Origin of the sequence: Flavobacterium frigidum, from assembly GCF_048286735.1 — a bacterium.
Classification (GTDB): domain Bacteria; phylum Bacteroidota; class Bacteroidia; order Flavobacteriales; family Flavobacteriaceae; genus Flavobacterium.
The window spans coordinates 107,547-128,017 of the sequence record NZ_JBLVPU010000008.1 but is presented as its reverse complement, the minus strand read 5'-3'; the positions used below and the strand labels follow the sequence as shown (position 1 = coordinate 128,017).

Annotated in this window: 19 protein-coding genes and 1 pseudogene; 13 read left to right on the top strand and 7 right to left on the bottom strand. The window is 33.1% G+C overall.

What is annotated here, in order from left to right:
* Nucleotides 1-131: 131 nt before the first annotated feature.
* Both ACNQGO_RS06945 and ACNQGO_RS06940 read right to left on the bottom strand, forming a co-directional pair.
* Nucleotides 132-572 (bottom strand): KTSC domain-containing protein, encoded by a 441-nt coding sequence (locus tag ACNQGO_RS06945; RefSeq protein WP_309759570.1) that lies wholly within the window; start codon nucleotides 570-572, stop codon nucleotides 132-134.
* Nucleotides 573-736: 164 nt separating this feature from the next.
* Nucleotides 737-982 (bottom strand): hypothetical protein, encoded by a 246-nt coding sequence (locus ACNQGO_RS06940; protein WP_309759571.1) that lies wholly within the window; start codon nucleotides 980-982, stop codon nucleotides 737-739.
* A 91-nt stretch (nucleotides 983-1,073) separates the two neighbouring features.
* On the opposite strand from ACNQGO_RS06940, the gene ACNQGO_RS06935 reads away from it, so the two are divergent.
* Complete coding sequence (locus ACNQGO_RS06935) at nucleotides 1,074-1,631, top strand: hypothetical protein (protein WP_417984792.1); 558 nt, start codon at nucleotides 1,074-1,076, stop codon at nucleotides 1,629-1,631.
* Nucleotides 1,632-1,711: 80 nt separating this feature from the next.
* Here the strand turns inward: ACNQGO_RS06935 and ACNQGO_RS06930 are convergent, their stop codons facing one another.
* Nucleotides 1,712-3,199: an aminotransferase class V-fold PLP-dependent enzyme gene (locus ACNQGO_RS06930; RefSeq protein WP_417984791.1), complete on the bottom strand. Its 1,488-nt coding sequence runs from the start codon at nucleotides 3,197-3,199 to the stop codon at nucleotides 1,712-1,714.
* A gap of 165 nt (nucleotides 3,200-3,364) precedes the next feature.
* Between ACNQGO_RS06930 and ACNQGO_RS06925 the strand changes: the two genes are divergently transcribed.
* Entirely contained in the window at nucleotides 3,365-3,784 is a 420-nt protein-coding gene (locus ACNQGO_RS06925) for a DM13 domain-containing protein (RefSeq protein WP_417984790.1), read from the top strand.
* A 10-nt stretch (nucleotides 3,785-3,794) separates the two neighbouring features.
* Nucleotides 3,795-4,691 (top strand): hypothetical protein, encoded by an 897-nt coding sequence (locus ACNQGO_RS06920; protein ID WP_417947775.1) that lies wholly within the window; start codon nucleotides 3,795-3,797, stop codon nucleotides 4,689-4,691.
* An 89-nt stretch (nucleotides 4,692-4,780) separates the two neighbouring features.
* On the opposite strand, the pseudogene ACNQGO_RS06915 reads toward ACNQGO_RS06920, so the two are convergent.
* From ACNQGO_RS06915 to ACNQGO_RS06905, 3 genes and pseudogenes are all read right to left on the bottom strand, one after another.
* A pseudogene (locus ACNQGO_RS06915) lies at nucleotides 4,781-5,311 on the bottom strand (porin family protein).
* 84 nt (nucleotides 5,312-5,395) lie between these two features.
* Nucleotides 5,396-6,172, bottom strand: coding sequence for a membrane metalloprotease (locus ACNQGO_RS06910; protein WP_417984789.1), 777 nt, complete (start codon nucleotides 6,170-6,172; stop codon nucleotides 5,396-5,398).
* Between the two features lie 88 nt (nucleotides 6,173-6,260).
* On the bottom strand, nucleotides 6,261-7,304 hold the full coding sequence (locus ACNQGO_RS06905; protein WP_417984788.1) for a hypothetical protein: 1,044 nt from the start codon (nucleotides 7,302-7,304) through the stop codon (nucleotides 6,261-6,263).
* Nucleotides 7,305-7,552: 248 nt separating this feature from the next.
* On the opposite strand from ACNQGO_RS06905, the gene ACNQGO_RS06900 reads away from it, so the two are divergent.
* The 4 genes from ACNQGO_RS06900 to ACNQGO_RS06885 all read left to right on the top strand — a co-directional run bounded on the left by ACNQGO_RS06900 (nucleotide 7,553) and on the right by ACNQGO_RS06885 (nucleotide 12,224).
* Entirely contained in the window at nucleotides 7,553-8,068 is a 516-nt protein-coding gene (locus ACNQGO_RS06900; RefSeq protein ID WP_417984794.1) for an RNA polymerase sigma factor, read from the top strand.
* A gap of 61 nt (nucleotides 8,069-8,129) precedes the next feature.
* A complete protein-coding gene (locus ACNQGO_RS06895) occupies nucleotides 8,130-9,044 on the top strand; it encodes a FecR family protein (protein WP_417978666.1) in 915 nt (304 codons plus the stop codon).
* The gene (locus tag ACNQGO_RS06890; RefSeq protein ID WP_417984787.1) at nucleotides 9,031-11,562 is read left to right on the top strand and encodes a TonB-dependent receptor plug domain-containing protein; all 2,532 of its coding nucleotides are present in this window, start codon (nucleotides 9,031-9,033) and stop codon (nucleotides 11,560-11,562) included. Before ACNQGO_RS06895 ends, ACNQGO_RS06890 begins: the two co-directional genes overlap by 14 nt.
* A 95-nt stretch (nucleotides 11,563-11,657) precedes the next feature.
* The gene (locus ACNQGO_RS06885; RefSeq protein WP_417984786.1) at nucleotides 11,658-12,224 is read left to right on the top strand and encodes a PepSY domain-containing protein; all 567 of its coding nucleotides are present in this window, start codon (nucleotides 11,658-11,660) and stop codon (nucleotides 12,222-12,224) included.
* A gap of 112 nt (nucleotides 12,225-12,336) precedes the next feature.
* Here the strand turns inward: ACNQGO_RS06885 and glmM are convergent, their stop codons facing one another.
* Nucleotides 12,337-13,725 carry a phosphoglucosamine mutase gene (gene glmM, locus ACNQGO_RS06880; RefSeq protein WP_417984785.1) on the bottom strand — a complete coding sequence of 463 codons (1,389 nt, stop codon included), beginning with the start codon at nucleotides 13,723-13,725 and terminating at the stop codon, nucleotides 12,337-12,339.
* Nucleotides 13,726-13,843: 118 nt separating this feature from the next.
* Here glmM and ACNQGO_RS06875 point away from each other — a divergent pair, with 118 nt between their 5' ends.
* The 6 genes from ACNQGO_RS06875 to ACNQGO_RS06850 all read left to right on the top strand — a co-directional run bounded on the left by ACNQGO_RS06875 (nucleotide 13,844) and on the right by ACNQGO_RS06850 (nucleotide 20,411).
* Nucleotides 13,844-14,425 (top strand): acyl carrier protein phosphodiesterase, encoded by a 582-nt coding sequence (locus ACNQGO_RS06875; RefSeq protein WP_417984784.1) that lies wholly within the window; start codon nucleotides 13,844-13,846, stop codon nucleotides 14,423-14,425.
* Nucleotides 14,426-14,572: 147 nt separating this feature from the next.
* On the top strand, nucleotides 14,573-14,986 hold the full coding sequence (locus ACNQGO_RS06870; RefSeq protein ID WP_417948142.1) for a GxxExxY protein: 414 nt from the start codon (nucleotides 14,573-14,575) through the stop codon (nucleotides 14,984-14,986).
* A 140-nt stretch (nucleotides 14,987-15,126) separates the two neighbouring features.
* Complete coding sequence (gene ggt, locus ACNQGO_RS06865) at nucleotides 15,127-16,812, top strand: gamma-glutamyltransferase (protein WP_417984783.1); 1,686 nt, start codon at nucleotides 15,127-15,129, stop codon at nucleotides 16,810-16,812.
* Between the two features lie 119 nt (nucleotides 16,813-16,931).
* Nucleotides 16,932-17,600 carry a DNA alkylation repair protein gene (locus ACNQGO_RS06860; protein WP_417984782.1) on the top strand — a complete coding sequence of 223 codons (669 nt, stop codon included), beginning with the start codon at nucleotides 16,932-16,934 and terminating at the stop codon, nucleotides 17,598-17,600.
* Between the two features lie 42 nt (nucleotides 17,601-17,642).
* On the top strand, nucleotides 17,643-19,427 hold the full coding sequence (locus tag ACNQGO_RS06855) for a chloride channel protein (RefSeq protein ID WP_417984781.1): 1,785 nt from the start codon (nucleotides 17,643-17,645) through the stop codon (nucleotides 19,425-19,427).
* Nucleotides 19,428-19,673: 246 nt separating this feature from the next.
* On the top strand, nucleotides 19,674-20,411 hold the full coding sequence (locus tag ACNQGO_RS06850) for an outer membrane lipoprotein-sorting protein (protein ID WP_417984780.1): 738 nt from the start codon (nucleotides 19,674-19,676) through the stop codon (nucleotides 20,409-20,411).
* The last annotated feature ends 60 nt before the right edge of the window (nucleotides 20,412-20,471 follow it).

Genomic DNA, 20,471 nt, shown 5'->3' with positions numbered 1-20,471 from the left:
CAAAGTCAAATTAAAATGAGGACATATAAAACAAAAAACACTTGCAAAAACGTTTTTGCAAGTGTTTAATTAAATATTTTTATCTAATAATCTGTATCGGTTATTCAGGACAAGACATATGTACTTAAAAACTAGTCTTGGTTGGTTGTTTTTCTCCAAACAAAAGCATTTAAGATGTGTCTTTTTGCAAATCTTCCAGGTGAATCAGCGTTTACCATTTTTACATAAGTAGCTTTTGGCACACTGATGTATTCATAAACACTACCATTAGAAAAATTAATTATCAATCTACCTTCTACAAACTTGTAATCTGTGATTGTTGCAGTAGCTATAGTTTCAGTATACTCAGGCATATTTTGCTTGATTGTCTCTGGATTGATGCTTACCAAGAAATGGTAGGCTTCAATAATTTTTTTACTGTTTTCTTCAGCAGCTTTTAATCCAGCTTCATCACCTTGAAATTTATCAGGATGTGCCTCTTTCATCGCGTTGCGATAAATTGTTTTCAAATCTTTTAGCTCTGCAGTTTTATCTACATTTAGCAGTTTTCGGTATTCAACTATTTTTTTCATAAATAAGGTAACTACTTGTCTTTTAGTAATTAATCAATATAATTTGATTTCAAAATCGACAAATTTTTTGCAAATGTACACTTTTTTTTAATTTTTTTGTTTGAGACCAAAAAATATTCAAAAAAAGAAATTAGTTGCTATTTTTTTATTAAAAGGTAAAACTACTATTGCTGTGGTTTGTTGTTTGCTTTATCGAAGTTTTTAGACTTTTTTTGATATTTATTATAACTGATATCACTCGGGTTTTCAATTATAGATTTAATTGTTATCCAATCACCGAGTGCGTGTTTTTGAGCCATTTTATAGTCTAAGAGATAAACGCCACAAAAAAAGTTGTTGTTCTCATCTTTTTCCATAATTCCAGTGTAAACTCCTTTTTGTAACATTCTTTCTTCAGATGCTTTAGTCATAATCCTATTTTTTTTACTGATTCTAAAGTACAAAGTTAGTCAAATATATTTTTGTCTTGTTCTTTTTTTACTTTCTGATTACCTTTGTTTTATGGAAAAAATATTTCGTCCCAGTCCAAAATCTTTCAAAAATACATTTTGTGTTTTTCAAGAAATGTCTCTAGACACTATTGATGGACTTGAATTGCAATATGATAGCAAGGCAGGAAGCAAGTATTATTATACAAAAATAGGTATGTATCGGGTATCCAATCACTGGGGACGCTTGGCTAATAGTAAATGGCGTTTAGTGCCTCTAGAACCAGAGACAAATTCTAAAATAAAATTAGGTTTTGCGCCATGGTCACATTTTTATCCAGATAATCAAGAGGAGGAATTGTACTATTTAGAAGTAGATTACAGCAGTACAACAGTCCTTTACCAACATAAACTGAATCCAAATTATGATCATCGGGCAGTATTGAGAACCACTTTTGAAACTACAAAAAGAATCAAACAAGTTCGTAATTTGTTTAATCTAACTTCATGGGCAAAGTATTTTGAATACGATGATATAGATATTTTGAGAAAACAGATTATTGATGAATTAATATTCACCAATACATCTTTAGAAGACATAAAAAGGGAATTAAGTCACATTTTACAGTAATTTCTTTAAATCCATTGTAGTCTAGATAAAGTAACAAAAAACTAGCTTTTAAACAATGGTAGTTACAAAACGGTAGCTTTTTATAAAGAAAACCAACTTTTTACTAGATCATCCTCTAGAGGTGCTGCATTTTTATGTACAAACTCATTACTAATTGGGTTGTAATCATAATCCAAAGCCCAAAATTTATGATTTTCTTCCAAAGCTATGATTCCGTTACATACAAATTCAATTTCGGCATTTGTAGTTGTTGGATGAATAGACATTCTAATCCAACCCGGTTTTCTGATTAAATCGCCAAGCGTGATTTCGTCAATTAATTGATGAGAAGTTTCTTGGTCCACATGCAATAAAAAGTGTCCGTATGTTCCGGCACAACTGCAACCGCCACGCGTTTGAATTCCGAATTTATCATTCAATAATTTTACACCCAAGTTAAAATGTAAATCTTCTACAAAGAAAGAAATCACTCCTAGCCTATCCTGATGCTGTCCTGCAAGAATTTTAATATTTGGAACCGATCCTAATTTCGAGAAAATGTAATCTACAATTTCGTGTTCTCTTTTTAAGATATTGTCAATACCCATTTGCTCTTTCAACTGAACGGCCAATGCGGTTTTTATCACCTGAAGAAAGCCCGGCGTACCTCCATCTTCCCTATCTTCGATATTATCGATGTATTTGTGTTCGCCCCAAGGATTTGTCCAACTTACCGTTCCACCACCCGGATTGTCAGGAACTAAATTTTGATATAATTTTTTATTAAATACCAAAACTCCGCAAGTTCCAGGTCCGCCAAGGAATTTATGTGGCGAAAAGAAAATAGCATCCAAATAACTCTCCCCATCTTCAGGATGCATGTCAATTTTCACATAAGGACCTGAACAAGCAAAATCTACGAAACAAAGTCCGTTGTGCTGATGCATTATTTTTGCCACTTCATGATACGGCGTTTTGATTCCCGTAACATTAGAACAAGAGGTAATGGAAGCTATTTTAAAAGGCCTTTCTTTATATTTCTCTAATAAAAGTTCAAGATTTTCTATACTGAACAAACCATCTTCTGAAGAAGGAATAACTTCAACATCAGCAATAGTTTCCAACCAAGACGTTTGATTGGAATGGTGTTCCATGTGCGAAATGAAGACAATTGGTTTCTTTTCGGCTGGAATCGTGATGAAATTTTTTAAATTTTCGGGCACTTTCAAACCCAAAATCCGTTGGAATTTATTGACAACGCCTGTCATTCCTGTACCATCAGTAATCAAAACATCATCAGCACTTGCATGCACATGATGTTTGATAATATGACGCGCCTGATGATAGGCTTTTGTCATGGCTGTCCCAGAAACGGTGGTCTCTGTATGGGTATTGGCCACAAAAGGACCAAATTGATTCATTAATTTTTCTTCAATAGGACGATATAAACGACCACTTGCTGTCCAATCTGTATAAATGATTTGTTTATGACCGTAAGGAGATTCAAATTCTTGATCTATTCCGATTATATTATCGCGAAACTGTTGAAAGTATTGCTCTAATTGTGTTGGCGCTTCTTTGGTGATCATATCATATCTAATTTGGCTTCAAAGATATTGATTTTTACTAAATAGTCTTTTTCAAATTTTGTTAATACTGATTTTTAAATAAATATGTTCCAAATGTAAAGTAGCTGACAAACTATAATTTTCATTCGTTTTATATTTGGACAACGAATCAAAAAAAATTATATCATGAAAAAAATTGTTTTAATACTAGCTGTTTTTTTGCTTTTACTTTCTTATAAAGTAGAAGGAGATTTGACCCGTGATGCCGTGTTAAGCACACCAATTCCTGAAAACACTCCTCCTGTTGCTGCAGGTAATTTCATGCCAACATCAGGAATTAACGTTACTGGTTCTGTTAAAATTTACTTGAGTGGAAATCAGAATGAAGTTCGTTTAGAAAACTTTAGTGTTTCCGGTGGTCCTGATTTAAAAGTGTACCTTTCAAAAAACGCTACCCCAATAGATTTTGTTAATCTTGGGAATTTAACATCTTCTACAAGATACTCAATCCCCAAACAAGTCAATGTTTCAACCTATAAATATGTACTGATTCACTGCCAGCAATACAATCATCTTTTTGCTGTAGCGCAATTAACACAAAATTAAAATCTGATTTATGAAAAATCTATTGCTAATTTTCGCCATCGGGATATTCTCTAACTGCTTTGCACAAGGCTGCAGCGATGCCGGAATTTGTTCCATTGGAAACGGTTTTCAAACTTCAGATAAAGAATTAAAAAACGGGATTGAAATAGGAAGTGTTTTTGGTGCTGGTGAAGCTGATGTTACTTATTTTTCACCTTATATCACTTACACTAGAACTATAAACGAACGATTGTCATTAAGTTCTAAAATTACCTATTCCGTTGCTAGTGGAAGTTTTGGTCAACGAGGTGCATTTGGTGATGCCTATTTGATAGGAAATTACAATTGGAAACCAAAAACAAATACACAATGGAGTTCCCTTTTGGGTTTTAAAATACCTTTTACAAGTTCAAATCTTAAAATAAATGAGTTTTCACTTCCTTTAGACTATCAATCGAGCCTGGGAACTTTTGATTTGATTGCAGGACTGAATTTTAATTATAAAAAATGGGATTTTAATACGGCCGTTCAAATTCCTGTTTTTAACAACAATAAAAATTCGTATTTCAAAGAATTCTCTGGGACTGATGATTTTCCTTCCACTAATTTATTCGAAAGAAAATCAGATGCTTTGTTTAGAACTACATATACGTTTCAAACTTCTAATAAAAAGTTCACTTTTAAACCCAATGTATTATTCATTTATCACTTAGGGGAAGATCGTTTTCAGAATACTTTTGGACAGAGAGAAACGATAAAAAACTCAGATGGATTGACCATAAACGGAAACCTAATTGGCGTGTATACAATTAACACTAAAAACAGTATCGAATTATCTCTAGCCACACCATTTGTAGTCCGAGAAGTTCGCCCTGACGGATTAACGCGGGAATTCACCGCTGGAATAATTTACAAAGTCTCTTTTTAAACGATAAATTATATTTTTTACTTTAGATAACACATAAAAAAATGCCCAAGAAATTTTCTTGGGCATTCTGTTTCTAAAGCAAATTAAGATTATAAATCAAATCCTGCTGAAAATTGCAATACTCTGTTTTGAGCTTTGCCTTCATCGTATAAATCTCCTAATCCTAAATGGTAACGGACTCCTAAATTTATTCCAGAATCAAATTTTAAACCTCCTCCAAAATTTAATCCCCAATCAAAATTATTAGGATCATACTCTTGTGAACCACTAAAAAGCCCTGAATATTCCTCTTTGTGTGAAATCGCTAATCCAATTTGTGGACCAGCTTCTAAAAAGAAATTTTTAGTTGGATACGCTTTAAGCATTATTGGTAAAATGATATAATCCAACTTTTGGGTAAATGACTCTCCATTATTTGTAATTTTGTACCCTTGTTGCGAATACAGTAATTCAGGTTGAATAGAAAAGCTTTCGCTGAGGAATGACTCACCGTAAAATCCCACATGAAAACCGCTTCGCTGTTCTGTTTCTCCGTCTCCATCAAAACTTACTGCAGCCAAATTATAGCCGCCTTTTATTCCACCTGTTTATTTGATGGCTCCTTTGTCTTGTGCACTCATTGTTGCTAGTACACCAAAAAATAAAGCTATTGTTATCTGTCTAATTTTCATCTTTATCCTGTTCTAATTAATCAAATTATACTTTTATTTACCTCCATTAGCACGAAGATCTGCAATACATTGCGCATCTAATTGTGGAGCTGAACCACTTGAAACCATATTACCGATACCACCACCAATTTCTGCTGACCAAAACATTAAACAGGTCTTTTCGATACAGTGTTTGGGATGTTCAGTATCTTCATGATTGCTTTGTAAAGTAGTACCTAGGTTAGTCAAACCTAATATATGTCCGAATTCATGAGTAATTACTGTAGTTTCTAATAAACTTCTGTTAGGCTCAAAAGCACTATCACTCAAACCATGAACCGTTTGTTCATAGATAACAAAAGAAGTGTTTCTGTAAGCTGTTCCTAGAATAACCGAAGTATCCGTATCCTTCGAAGATTTTCCGTCTGCAAAAAATGCCCAAACTGCAATTTGGTCTGCTGTATTGTATTTGGTTCTATTAGCATCTTCAATACTTACAATCTCCTCATTAGAATAGGGGGAACTTCCCGGCGATGCAATAGAACGTTTAATCACACTAATACCACCTGGTTTAAAAGTTCGTGCAGAAAGAAAATTCACAAAATTGGTAATCGATTGAGCGCTTGGTTCAAAACCAGCTACATATACCACTTCGATTACCATGCTCTTAAACTTTTTATCCGATAACAAATCGTTAGCAGAGCTTCCTGTTTGCTGTTTATTCGTATTCGGATTTACAGCAACTGGATTATCTAAGGGATCATCTTCTTTTGAACAGGATGCTACCGAAAGGAACAAACCAATCGTGAGTAGAGAAAGTACTTTTTTCATTATTATATTTGTTATTAAGTTTATTTATATAAAAACAGCTACACAATTTAAGGTAGCTGTTCTTACTAAACTACCAACTTAAATCCAGCTATATTTGTTTCAATACTAATGTTACTGCTGCATTAGTAGAGCTTTGCAATGTAATAGTCGAAGCAGTAAAACTAGTTACTTTCCATGTATTATTCAATAAAGTAAACGAAGCGTTACCTGAAAAATTTAGTTTTAGAAAAACATTTAATTCCGAGCTTACCGCATAAGTTCCATTTACTGTTGTATTAACTAGATTTACAGCAGTTACTGATAAATTATTTGCAAAATCAATCGTGAAATCTTTGTAATTCGTTGCTGAATTAACTCCTGCATTCACATATGAGTCTACTTTGAACTTACCATTTACTAAAATTGTTTCTACTTTTTTACGGTTTTGAGCGGCTAAAGCAATTGTCTCTTCTGTTTTTAAAGACGCGCTTATTGCGGCTTGCAATTCAGCATCACTTGTAACAGTTCTTTTAGTTCCATCAGTAATTGTTACTGAAATAGGATACTTTACTGAATACAATTCTGACGCGCTAATATTTGTCATATACGTATACAATTGCATTTCGGATGTGATGACAACACTACCTGTTTGCTGTAAACTAAGATTGTACGTTAAAATTGTAATAGGAAAGAAAAACTTGACAGATGAAATTGCATCTTGACCAGAAGCTTCTGCAGAGGAACAAGCATTTAGAATTGCATTATATTCGGTTTGATTCGTAACAGTAACCTCTGTATAATTACTGGTTTTAATTTTTAAAGGAAATTGTAAAACAACAGTGTCCTGATCGTCATTGAATTTAGCAAAAATAGAAAGTACTTGTTGGTAATCTACTTGGCTTAAAATAGAAACCTGAACTCCGTTAACTTTTGCAGTAGCAGGCAAGACAATAGATGAGCATGAAGCTCCATCCAAGAAATCATCAAATGAACCATCGTACATTGAAGTACGTTTCAAATTAGTTGTTGTCGTTGAATTAGCAGTGTTTGTATTTGGATTTTCTCCCTCTACTTCATCAACTTCGCTTTGGCATGATGTAAAACTTAAGATAGCCATCAATGCAATTCCGGTAACAATTTTTAATTTTTTCATAATTTTCAAATTTAATATATTTTTATATTTACAAGCGATGTTTTTAACGCCTTTCTAATAGTAAGACAACTACGCTTATTTTTACCCTACGTAAATTTTAAAAAAAATTTAAAAAAAATATCAAACTACTAAAAATCAATATGTTAAAATGCAAAATATTTTAAATAAAAAAGCAATCATCGGTAACACAACTGCTTTTTGAAAAAATATTTTACATTTACAACCTACAAAAAATGAATTATTACTCCATGAGCGACGAAAAAAGTACCCTTTGCGAAGAAAATCACTTTAGAGACTTTTACTTAAAGCACGTGCAATCAGCAACTAATTTTGCGTATTACAAATGTGGTGATGATGAAGCTGCATTAGATCTAGTTCAGGATGCGTTTACCAAAATTTGGGAGAATTGTTCTAAGATCGACTTTAGTAAAGTCAAAACGTATTTGTTTACCAGCATTAATAATTTATTTCTAAATAATATAAAGCATCAAAAAGTGGTATTGAGATACGCTAAAGATGCGCCTAACTTAGATACCAATAATCAAAGTCCCGAATATTTATTCGAAGAAGAAGAATTCAAACAAAAACTCACAAAAGCAATCGCATCATTAAGTGAAGCACAGCGCGAAGTATTTTTATTGAATCGAATAGATGGAAAAAAATACAGAGAAATCGCTGAGTTACTCGATATTTCTCAAAAAACCGTTGAAAAAAGAATGTCTGGAGCACTACAACTATTGAGAGCTCAAATAGAAAATATATAATTAATCATTTAGCTATAGGGTAATTTAAAAGTTAGTTGTCTTATAAACATAGAGATAGAAAATGGAAAACGAAAAAGAAATATTAAAATGGTTCAATGATGAGCTTTCAAGCCAAGAAATCGAGGATTTAAAACAATCTGAAGATTTACAAACGCTGGAAAAGATTGCTCATTATGCAACACAATTACAGGCACTAACAATTGATGCGCAAGCTGCTTTGGACGCTTTTAAGGTCAGAAACCATTCTAAAAACAAAACAAAAGTAAGAACTTTAAACTTCAAAGCATTCTATAAAGTTGCCGCAGTTCTGGCCGTTTTGTTAACATCTAGTTATTTTTTGTTTTTTAATAATACAACCTCTTACGAAACACAAATAGCACAAACAAAATCAGTCACGCTTCCAGATAATTCTGAAGTGATATTAAACGCTGCTTCCAAACTTAGTTTTAATGAAAAGAAATGGGCTGATCAAAGAGCTTTATCTCTTGAAGGAGAAGCTTTTTTCAAAGTGCAGAAAGGGCAAACTTTTAGTGTAAATACAACAGCAGGAATTATTACAGTTTTAGGGACACAATTTAATGTAAAAGAACGAAAAAACTATTTTGAAGTGAATTGTTACGAAGGTTTAGTGAGTGTAACCTATAACAATGAAACGATTAAATTACCTCCTGGAAAAATCTTCCGAGTTATAAATGGCAATATCGAAAATGTTGAAGATTTTAATGCCCAAAACCCTTCGTGGATTCTACAGGAATCAAGCTTTAATAAGATTCCATTAAATCAGGTTATTGCAGAATTACAGCGTCAATATGACATACAAATTAAAGTGGAAGGTGTCGATACTTCAAAACTTTTTACAGGAAGTTTTACTCATACCGACAAAAAAATTGCGCTTCAAGCAGTTACAATTCCATTGAAATTAAGTTACAAGATTGAAGGTAAAACTATTATATTTTACAACTATGGTGTTAAATAAATGGCTGGTTTTTCTATTACTTTGTATTGGCTGTTTTTGTTATGGACAAAATACAACTAAAAAAACACCTTTGACTGAGGTCATTATTTCCCTCGAAAAACAATTCAACATCAAGTTTTCGTATGCCGTTGAAGATGTGGCAAATATTGCAATTGAAAAGCCGAACACCTCTTTTACTTTACCAGAAACAATTGATTATCTAAACTCGAAAACGCTTTTGAACTTTAAAGCTTTAGACGACAGGTATGTTACCGTTTCAGTCTTAAACAAAACAATATCAGTTTGCGGAATTGTTTCTGATGAAAAGAAATCTCGTTTAGTTGGCGCATCGGTTTTTGTAAACAATATTGGAAGAAGCACAATTACAGATGGAAATGGTACATTTAAATTGCAGAATATTCCAATAAATGCAACTCTATCCATTTCCTATGTGGGTTTTGAATCCAGACAATTTTCGGCTAACGAATTATTTTCGGCACAAAACAATTGCAAGGAAATTGTTCTTCCTATAAAAAATGAAGAGTTGAATCAGGTTTTGATACAAGTGTATTTAACTACCGGATTACAAAAATACTTGGATGGAAGTACCGTTTTAAACACTAAAAAATTTGGTATTCTTCCAGGATTAATTGAACCCGACATTCTGCAATCAGTTCAAGCACTTCCCGGTGTGGAAAGTACCAATGAAAGCATTGCTAATATAAACGTTCGTGGTGGAACTAATGATCAAAATTTAGTACTTTGGGATAATATCAAAATGTATCATTCCGGTCATTTTTTTGGGTTAATATCTCCATACAACCCTAATCTTACGAACAAAGTTATCGTTAGTAAAAACGGAACAAGTGCTGAATACAGTGATGGTGTTTCCAGTACCATCAATATGTACACGAAAGATCTTGTCACCAATACTTTTTCTGGTGGTGCAGGAATTAACTCTATTAGCGCCGATGCCTTTTTGGAAATCCCGATAACTAAAAAATTAGAACTTCATATTTCGGGACGTCGTTCGATTACTGATTTGTTTAAATCACCTACGTACACTAAATACTATCAACGTAGTTTTCAGGACACTGAAATCAACGCAGATAGCGACCAACATGATACGTCTTCTGATTTTTATTTTTATGATTATACCGCTAAATTACTTTTTGATTTAAACGAAAAACATCAATTTAGAGCAAATGTCATTGGCATCAATAACGCTTTGGATTATAGGGAACGTCGCATAAATACAAACCAAACCCAATCTAAAACCAGTAATTTATCTCAGAAAAATATTGGTTACGGCGGAAACTGGAAAGCACAGTGGAATTCAAAACTAAGTTCAAATTTTATCACTTACTTTTCCAGATACAATATTGACGCTATTGATTACAGAATAGAAACGGATCAGCGCTTAACAGAAGCAAATGAAGTGCTGGAAACTGGCGCTAAAATCAATACCAATTACAAAAAAAATGACCACTTAAATTTCTTATTTGGCTACCAATTTAATGAAACAGGAATGTTGAATCAAACTACCGTTAGTGCTCCATTTTACTCCAGTACCAAAAAAGATGTTTTGTTGAACCACGCCTTATTTTCTGAGGTGGAATACAATAAAAACAATACCTATTTACGAGTTGGATTGCGTTTGAATTATTTTCAAAAATTCGAAAAGTTTTTGGTTGAACCAAGAATAAACATTCGACAAAAATTATCAGATCAATTTGCTTTAAAATTAGAAGGAGAATTCAAAAATCAATCTACTACTCAAATCGTAGATTTTGAAGATGATTTTCTTGGTGTCGAAAAAAGACGTTGGGTTTTAGTCACCAATAAAGACATTCCAATTGCCACCAGTAAACAAGGTTCTTTTGGTGTCGAATTCAATAAAAACAAACTAAATATCGAGGCTACAAGTTTTTATAAAATTGTTGATGGTATTACAGCTTCTAATCAGGGTTTCTATAACAGTTTTCAGTATGATACTGCAAATGGCAGTTACACAGCCAAAGGTTTAGAATTTTTGGCCAATAAAACAGCGCGTCAATATAGCATTTGGGTGAGTTACACATTTAGCACAAATGACTATACTTTTGCTACTTTTACCCCTTCAACTTTCCCTAATAATGCAGACATAAGACACTCTGTTTCGCTAGGTTTTAATTATGACATCCTTAAAAATCTAAAAATAGCCGTTGGTGGTATTTGGAGAAATGGGCAACCGTATACAAAACCAATTGAAGGGAATGAAACCGTTCAAAACGGAAACAATACCATGGTAAATTATGATTCACCAAACGGTGAAAACTTAGATGATTTCACGCGTTTAGACGCCTCTCTCAATTATAATTTTAATCTGTCGGAATCTATTAAAGCTTCGTTTACTGCGGGTGTCATAAACGCAACAAACCAGAACAATCTGATCAATCGCTATTACAAAGTAAATCCAAATGACCAGAATGATGCTATTCAAGTAGACAATAAATCCCTTGGCTTAACGCCAAATATAAGTTTCAGAGTGAATTTTTAAATATTAGCTACCACAATAGGTAGATGATAGTACTTTATTTATCATGTGCTGATAGAAAAATATAATACAAATTACCATAAAAATATTGCATTAAAATGACCGAAAATAATTCAAGAAAACAACAAGCTAAATTACTCCGGATTTTTAGAAAAGTGCACCGAACAACTGGTGCTTTTTTGTTCGTATTTTTCTTTATTGTTTCTGTAACAGGACTACTATTAGGTTGGAAAAAAAATAGTGGAGGACTACTGCAATCAAAATCGTACCAAGGTACTTCGGTGCAATTAAAAGACTGGCTTCCTATTGATAGTTTGCATAAAAATGCTTGCAAAATTGTACAAGATTCTATTTCAGCAAATAGCACTTTAGAACTAGAGCGCATTGAAATAAAAAAAGATAAAGGAATGGTGAAATTTATTTTTGCTGAGAATTATTGGGGCATTCAACTAGACGGAGCAACAGGAAAATTATTGCATATTGAAAGACGAAGATCTGATATTATTGAAAAAATACACGATGGATCAATTGTTGACGATTACTTCAAAACGGGTAATGGTTTCTTCAAATTATTTTATACAACCGTAATGGGATTTGCACTTTTACTATTTACAATCACAGGATTCTGGCTCTGGTATGGACCTAAGAGGATGAAACGAAAATAACGAATTAATAGTTCTAGTAAAATCTACCAACTATTTTTAAGTACATTACCAAAAAAACAAGCCTGTTCAATTAATCGAACAGGCTTGCTATATTTAATCTTTTAGACTACTCTTATAATCCAGCCACTGCTTTTATTTCGTCAATGATTCGAAGTGCCAAAGCATCTGCTTTTTCTTGTGAAGCTGCTTCCGTATAAATACGAATTATTGGTTCCGTATTCGATTTACGTAAGTGTACCCAATTATCAGCAAAGTCAATTTTTACGCCATCAATTGTCGTACTATCTTCATTTTTGTATTTCTCGGTCATCGCAACAAGAATAGCATCCACATCAATTTGTGGCGTCAATTCGATTTTGTTTTTGCTCATGTAATATTCCGGATACGAAGCACGCAAAGCAGAAACTGTCATTTTTTTGTTAGCCAAATGTGTCAAAAACAATGCTACTCCTACCAAACTATCGCGTCCGTAATGTAGCTCTGGATAAATGATTCCGCCATTTCCTTCGCCACCTATTACTGCATTATTTTTTTTCATTAATTCAACCACATTCACTTCACCAACGGCACTGGCTTCGTAACTTCCGTTATGTGCATTTGTAATATCACGCAAGGCGCGAGATGATGACATATTAGAAACCGTGTTCCCTGGAGTTGTGCTCAAAACATAATCGGCGCAAGCCACCAACGTGTATTCTTCTCCAAACATTTCTCCGTCTTCGCAAATGAAAGCCAAACGATCTACATCTGGATCAACCACAATTCCTAAATCGGCTTTTTCTTTAACCACCAATTCGGATATATCAGTCAAATGTTCTTTCAGCGGTTCTGGATTATGAGGAAAGTGTCCGTTTGGTTCACAGTACAATTCCACTACTTCAACGCCCATTAATTCCAACAATCTCGGGATAATAATTCCACCCGAAGAATTTACGCCATCTACTACTACTTTGAATTTTGCAGCTTTTACAGCATCAACATCTACCAAAGGCAAATTTAACACTTCATCAATATGAATGTCCATGTAGGCATCGTTTATCATAATGGATCCCAAATCATCTACATCCGAGAAATCGAAAGCTTCCGCTTCAGCAATTTCAAGAATTTTCAGTCCTTCTTCTCCATTTAAGAACTCCCCTTTTTCATTCAATAATTTCAAGGCATTCCATTGTTTTGGGTTGTGCGAAGCGGTAAGAATAATTCCACCATCGGCCTTTTCTAACGGAACAGCAACTTCAACAGTTGGCGTTGTTGAAAGTCCCAAATCGATTACGTCTATTCCTAGACCAATTAAGGTATTGACTACCAAATTATGTATCATTGGCCCCGATATACGAGCATCACGACCAACAACTACAGTCAATTTTTCTTTTCCAATATATTTTTTCAACCAAGTCCCGTAGGCCGAAGCAAATTTTACTGCATCAACAGGTGTAAGGTTATCCCCTACTTTCCCTCCTATTGTCCCTCGAATTCCCGATATTGATTTTATTAAAGTCATTGATTGTTATTTTAATTTTTGAAGTATAAATTTTAAATTGCTGACAAATATAATAATTGACGGTTTATAAAAGTCAATTCGATTTCAAATTCATCATTTAAATTCCTAAATTAGACGAATGAATTTTCTAGCACACATATATCTTTCTGGGGATAATGATTTAATCAAAATTGGCAATTTCATGGCCGATGGCATTCGGGGGAAGCATTTTGAAAATTATCCTTTGGATGTACAAAAAGGAATAATATTGCATCGTGCCATTGATACTTTTACGGATGCACATCCCATTTTTAGACAAAGTACTAAAAAACTGCATGAGAAATACCATCATTATTCAGGTGTAATTGTAGATGTACTTTACGACCATTTTCTGGCTAAAAATTGGAATCAATATTCTGATCAAAAACTGGAGGATTTCGTGGAACGATTTTACCAATCTTTGCATTATAATTATGAAATGCTGTCAGAACGAACTAAAGGACTAATGCCTATCATGATGAAAGAAAATTGGCTGGTGAGTTATCAAACGGTAGAAGGAATTGAGCATATTTTGACTCAAATGGACCATCGCACCAAAAATCAATCTCAAATGCGGTTTGCTACCAATGAACTTTCCGAATTCTATTCTGAATTTGAAGAGGAATTCACTAATTTTTTTCAAGAATTGAACGTTTTTGCAATACAAAAAAGAATTGGTTAATTTTTTTTACCACATAGAGACATAGGTTTGTTTTTATTACAATGAAAGAATAGAAAATAATTTTTAAACATAGTACTATTTCAAAGACAATATTTTAATTAAAACAATAACGCTCTAAGAACATTAATAATTCGAAATGGCTAAAAGATGACTACACAAAAATATCTAAATGAATTAAGCTTTCAAATTATTGGGGCAGCAATAGAAGTTCATAAAATCATGGGTAGGGGTTTATTAGAAAGTGTCTATCACCAATGCATGAAAGAGGAATTACGGGTGCGGAATATTAATTTTATATCAGAGCTTAAAATACCTATCATTTACAAAGGCAAAATCATGGAATCTGATTTTAGATGTGATTTGTTCGTTGAAAACTTAATTGTTTTTGAGTTCAAAGCAGTATCAGAAATGCATCCTGCTTTTGAAGCAAAACTTTTGAATCATATGAAATTATTAAAATCACCAAAAGGTGTTTTGATAAATTTTAACTGTTATAATATTTTCAAAGAAGGACAAAAGACCTTTGTTAATGAATTTTATAAAACTTTACCAAAAGAATAATTAAATTCGTCTATGAAATCTATTACTAAGCGAAGCTTCTTTAAAACACAAACTAAAATCCTATGTCTCTATGTGGTTAGACCATTTGTAGCATTACTTATTAAAAACAACCAAAACAATACACTTAAATATATTATACAATGAAAAAAATAATTTTCCTACTTGCCTTTGCCATTTTAGGTTGCAAATCAAATTTAAAAACGCTTGAACCGACTGGCCTTGTAACTTCAAAAGCCATGGTTGTTTCTGCTAGAGAAGAAGCTTCCAAAATTGGAATTGAAATCATGAAAAAAGGCGGTAATGCATTTGATGCGATGGTTGCAACTGAATTGGCTTTGGCTGTAGCCTATCCGTTTGCAGGAAATATTGGCGGTGGCGGTTTTATGGTGTATCGAAAAGCAAACGGAGAAATTGGTTCTTTGGATTACCGAGAAAAGGCACCATTAGCTGCTACAAAAGATATGTTTTTAGACGATAAAGGAAATGTAATAAAAGGAAAAAGTACCGAAACTCCTCTTGCTATTGGGGTTCCTGGAACGATTGCCGGCGTTTTTGCAGTTCATGAAAAATTGGGTTCATTACCAATTGAAGAAATTCTAAAACCCGTGATTGCTTTGGCTGAAAGAGGGGTTATTGTTACTAAAAAACAAGAAGATAAATTAGCTGCGTATCGAGACATATTCATAAAAGTAAATGGCAACAAAACATTATTTGCAACTGTTTTCAAAGAAAATGATGTCATACAATATCCTGCCCTTGCAAATACTTTAAAACGAATTTTAAAAAATGGCAGAGATGAATTTTACAAAGGAGAAACTGCTAAAATATTAGTCAAATACCTGCAGGAAAAAGGAGCAATAATTACTTTGGAAGATTTGGCTAAATATGAAGCTAAATGGAGAACACCACTCACTTTTGATTACAAAGATTTAAAGATAATCTCAATGCCTCCACCCAGCAGTGGCGGAATATGTCTAGCTGAAATATTCAAAATGATTGCCCCTTTCGACTTAGCAAAAATGGGACATAACTCAACGGAAGCCATTCAAGTTATTGTAGAAGCAGAAAGAAGAGCGTATGCCGACAGAAGTTATTATCTGGGTGATCCTGATTTTGTAAAAATCCCTTTGAATGCTTTAATGGATGATGATTATTTGAAACAAAGAATGTCAAATTTTAGTTTTGAAAAAGCTACTTTATCATCGGAAATAAAAGAAGGAAAAGTAACGTATAATGAAAGTACGGAAACGACCCATTATTCGATTGTAGATCAGTTTGGCAATGCGGTTGCATCAACCACAACATTAAATGACGGTTATGGTTCTAAATATTATTGTGATGAACTTGGTTTTTTCCTCAACAACGAAATGGATGATTTCAGTGCTAAGCCAGGTGAACCCAATATGTTTGGATTAGTAGGAAACGAAGCCAATAGCATTGCGCCACAAAAAAGAATGTTGAGTTCTATGACGCCAACAATTGTGGAGAAAAACGGGAAATTATTTATGGTTGTGGGTTCTCCCGGAGGCTCGACAATTATAACATCCGTATTGCAAACTATTTTAAATGTTTATGAGTATCGTTTAAGTATGCAGCAAGCGGTAAATGCACCTCGTTTTCACCACCAATGGTTACCGGATTTAATCACTTTTGAACCCAATACTTTTGACAATAAAACCTTTGAAACCTTGAAATCAAAAGGATATATCATTAATGAAAAAACGACTCCAGTAATAGGAAAAGTAGATGCGATTTTGGTTTTACCAAATAAAAAACTCGAAGGTGGTGCAGATTTTAGAGGAGACGATAAAGCGGTTGGTTTTTAGAGCATTTATAAGACTTTAGAAAATAGAAAAAAGAAAATTTAAGAAGCAGATTTTATGTTTACTATTAAATTTTGTTTTTTGATATTGCAATTGAATTTTGCCATTGAAATTTACTATTTATGAACTTTACACTTGTCTTAGAAAACGCTTTTAAAGCAAATCAAAATCCGGAAAATGCTTTTGCCATGGCAAAATACATGAAGAATAACTTTCCGTTTTTTGGAATAAAAACTGAGGAACGAAGACGTATTTTTAAGGAAATTTGGAAAGAAAATAAAGAAGTGGTTTCAATAAACGCAAGAACAATTGTATTAGATTTATATTTAAAGTCAGAACGGGAATTTCATTATTGTGCCATTGAAATTTTGATAAAAGAACTCAAAGGGAATTATAAAAAAGAAGATATTCAACTGATTGAAAAACTGATAAGCGACAATTTTTGGTGGGATAGCGTCGATACGATTGCAAAATACATTTTAGGAGAATATCTATTAGAATTTCCATCAGAAACCAAAAAAGTAATAACACAATTTTCAGATTCACAGCATATGTGGTTGAACCGAAGTGCTATTTTATTTCAATTGGGATACAAACAAAAAACGAATGCTGATTTTTTATTTTCTGAATGCTTAAAACAGGCTCATTCTAAGGAATTTTTTATTCAAAAATCAATCGGCTGGGCATTAAGGGAATATGCAAAATCAAATCCAGAAGCTGTAACAACATTTGTAAAAAACGTTACATTAAAACCTTTAAGTGCAAAAGAAGCGTTGAAAAACATTTGTTGAAATTAAAATAATAGTAGTTTTGCACCCCTTTTAAAAAGTATCATGTTCAAAAAATATATTTCTAAATTAGAAACCATAATAGCTTTTGCGCAATCTATGTTGACGCCAAAGCAGTTTATATTTTTATCATCCGTTCTAGTTGGAATTTCGGCAGCCTTTGCTGTTATTGTTTTAAAAACTTTTGCGCATTGGGTATTCTCATTTGCTACTTATGTCAGTGGAATTCTAAAATTAGGATTTCTTAATAGTTTACTGCCCATAATTGGTATCCTATTAACCGTGTTAGTAGTTAAAAAATTTTTAGGAGGAACAATCCAAAAAGGAACCTCGCAAATTTTATATGCTGTTGCAAAAAAAGCGAGTATTATTCCCAAAAAACAAATGTATGCCCAAATTGTAACCAGTTCACTTACAGTTGGTTTAGGAGGTTCAGCGGGTTTAGAAAGCCCTATTGTAATTACAGGAGCCGCTTTTGGATCGAATTATGCCCAAAAATATAAATTAAGCTATAAGGACCGAACGCTTCTCATAGGTTGTGGAGTTGCTGCCGGAATTGCCGCAGCATTTAATGCACCCATTGCCGGGGTTTTATTTGCTATCGAAGTTTTGTTGGTTGATGTGAGTATTTCAGCATTTACTCCTATTATGATCGCAGCTGCAACAGGAGCATTAGTTTCAGTAATCGCATTAGATGAAGAGATTTTATTGTCCTTCAAACAACAACAAAGCTTTGATTATCACAACATTATTTTCTATATCCTATTAGGTCTATTTACTGGGTTTGTTTCTGTTTATTATTCCCGTAATTTCCAGAAAGTGGAACAATTTTTTGAAAGACTTAAATTATCGCCTTATCGAAAAGCGCTTTTTGGTTCGTCGATTTTAGCCATTCTTATTTTTATTTTCCCAACGCTTTTTGGAGAAGGTTACGAAAGCATCAAAACATTATCGGAGAGTGATCCCGGAAAATTATTGGAAAACACATTGTTTAGTGGTTTTCGAGACAACAGCTGGGCTTTATTAGTATTTGTTGGTTTAACCATGATGCTCAAAGTTTTTGCAACTGGAATTACTTTAGGCAGTGGTGGAAACGGTGGAAATTTTGCTCCTTCCCTATTTTTGGGATCGTATGTTGGTTTCTTTTTCTCTAAATTTTTAAATTTGACAGGACTTACAAAATTACCCGTAAGTAATTTTACTTTAGTGGGAATGGCAGGAATTTTAAGTGGTTTGTTTCATGCTCCCTTGACTGCGATATTCTTAATTGCTGAGATTACAGGAGGCTACAACTTAATGATTCCGCTTATGATTGTTGCTTCCATTAGTTTTGCAATTTCAAAACGATTTGAAAAACATTCGATGGATGTTAAGAATTTAGCCAAAAAAGGCCATGCGTTTACCAGCAATAAAGATACCAATATCCTTTCGACTTTAGAGACTACTTCTATCATACAAACCGACTACTTGACGGTTTCCCCTACTGAAAATTTAGAGAGACTGGTCGATTTAATATCACATTCTAATCAAGTGATATTTGCAGTCGTTGATTCTGAAAAGAACTTATTAGGAATTGTTCATTTTAATGATATTAGAGAAATAATATTCAATACCTATCGCGTAAAATACACTTTGGTCAGAGAAATAATGACAGAACCTACAGAAATCATTTTTCCTGATGACAGTATGGAAATGGTCATGAATAAATTTGAAAAATCAAAAAAAGCTTTTTTACCTGTGCTTAAAGAGGGAAAATATTTTGGTTTTATTTCTAAATCTGTTGCGCTTGAAGCGTATAGAACAAAATTAAAATCAATGACTATTGAATAAATTTTGGGTTTAAAAGCAAAAAAGCTTTCTTTTGAAAAATTTATCTTTAAGACAATAAGAAAAAACTGATATTTTTTTAACCTAATGAACAGATAATATTGCAACTATCTCATATCTTCTTAGACTTGAAGCATAGTTTTATATATTTTAAACAACTAACAAAACAAAAATTAACAAGGATTGTAGTTAAGCGTGTAACATTTTAAAATAAAAATATACTAACCCAATAAACCAAATAAAAAAAATATGAAAACATTTAAATTATCAATCGTTGCATTTTTATTTTCAATTGCTAGTTCACCAATTTTTGCACAAAGTGCAGATGAAATTATTTCAAAATACATAGCGACCATTGGTGGAGCAGAAAAACTAAAAGCCCTGAAAAGTGTGAAGATGGAAATGGTGACCAACGCTCAAGGAATGGAAATTCCACTTGAAGTTTTTCAAGAAAAAGGAGGAAAAATGGCTGTAAAGCTTAATTTACAGGGAAAAGAAATAACACAAATGGCGTCAGACGGCGAAACCATGTGGAGCACTAACTTTATGACTATGAAAGCTGAAAAAATGGATGCAGAAACTACAGCAAATGCTAAATTGAGTAGTGAAGATTTTCCAGAGCCATTTTTAGACTATAAATCCAAAGGGTATAGTGCAGAATTCATGGGTAAAGAAACAAAAGAAGGAACAGAATGTTTCAAAATAAAATTCACCAAAAAACCTATCATGGTCAATGGTGTAAAATCTGATGATGTTTCTTACTATTTTTTCGAAACCGAAAACAATTTACCAATCGCAGCTGAAACTGAGATTAAGCAAGGACCTGCAAAAGGACAAAAATCAACTTCTACTATGAGCGATTATCAAGAGGTGGACGGAATCTATTTCCCTTTTTCAATCAATCAAGGTGGTCAAGAAATGAAGGTTAAAAAAATTATTTTAAATCCTACTGTAGATTCAAAAATTTACGCTTTTCCAGCTCAATAATATCTGTATAATCAACTCGAAGTCCTTATTGCAAAATAAGGGCTTTTTTTAACAAACATT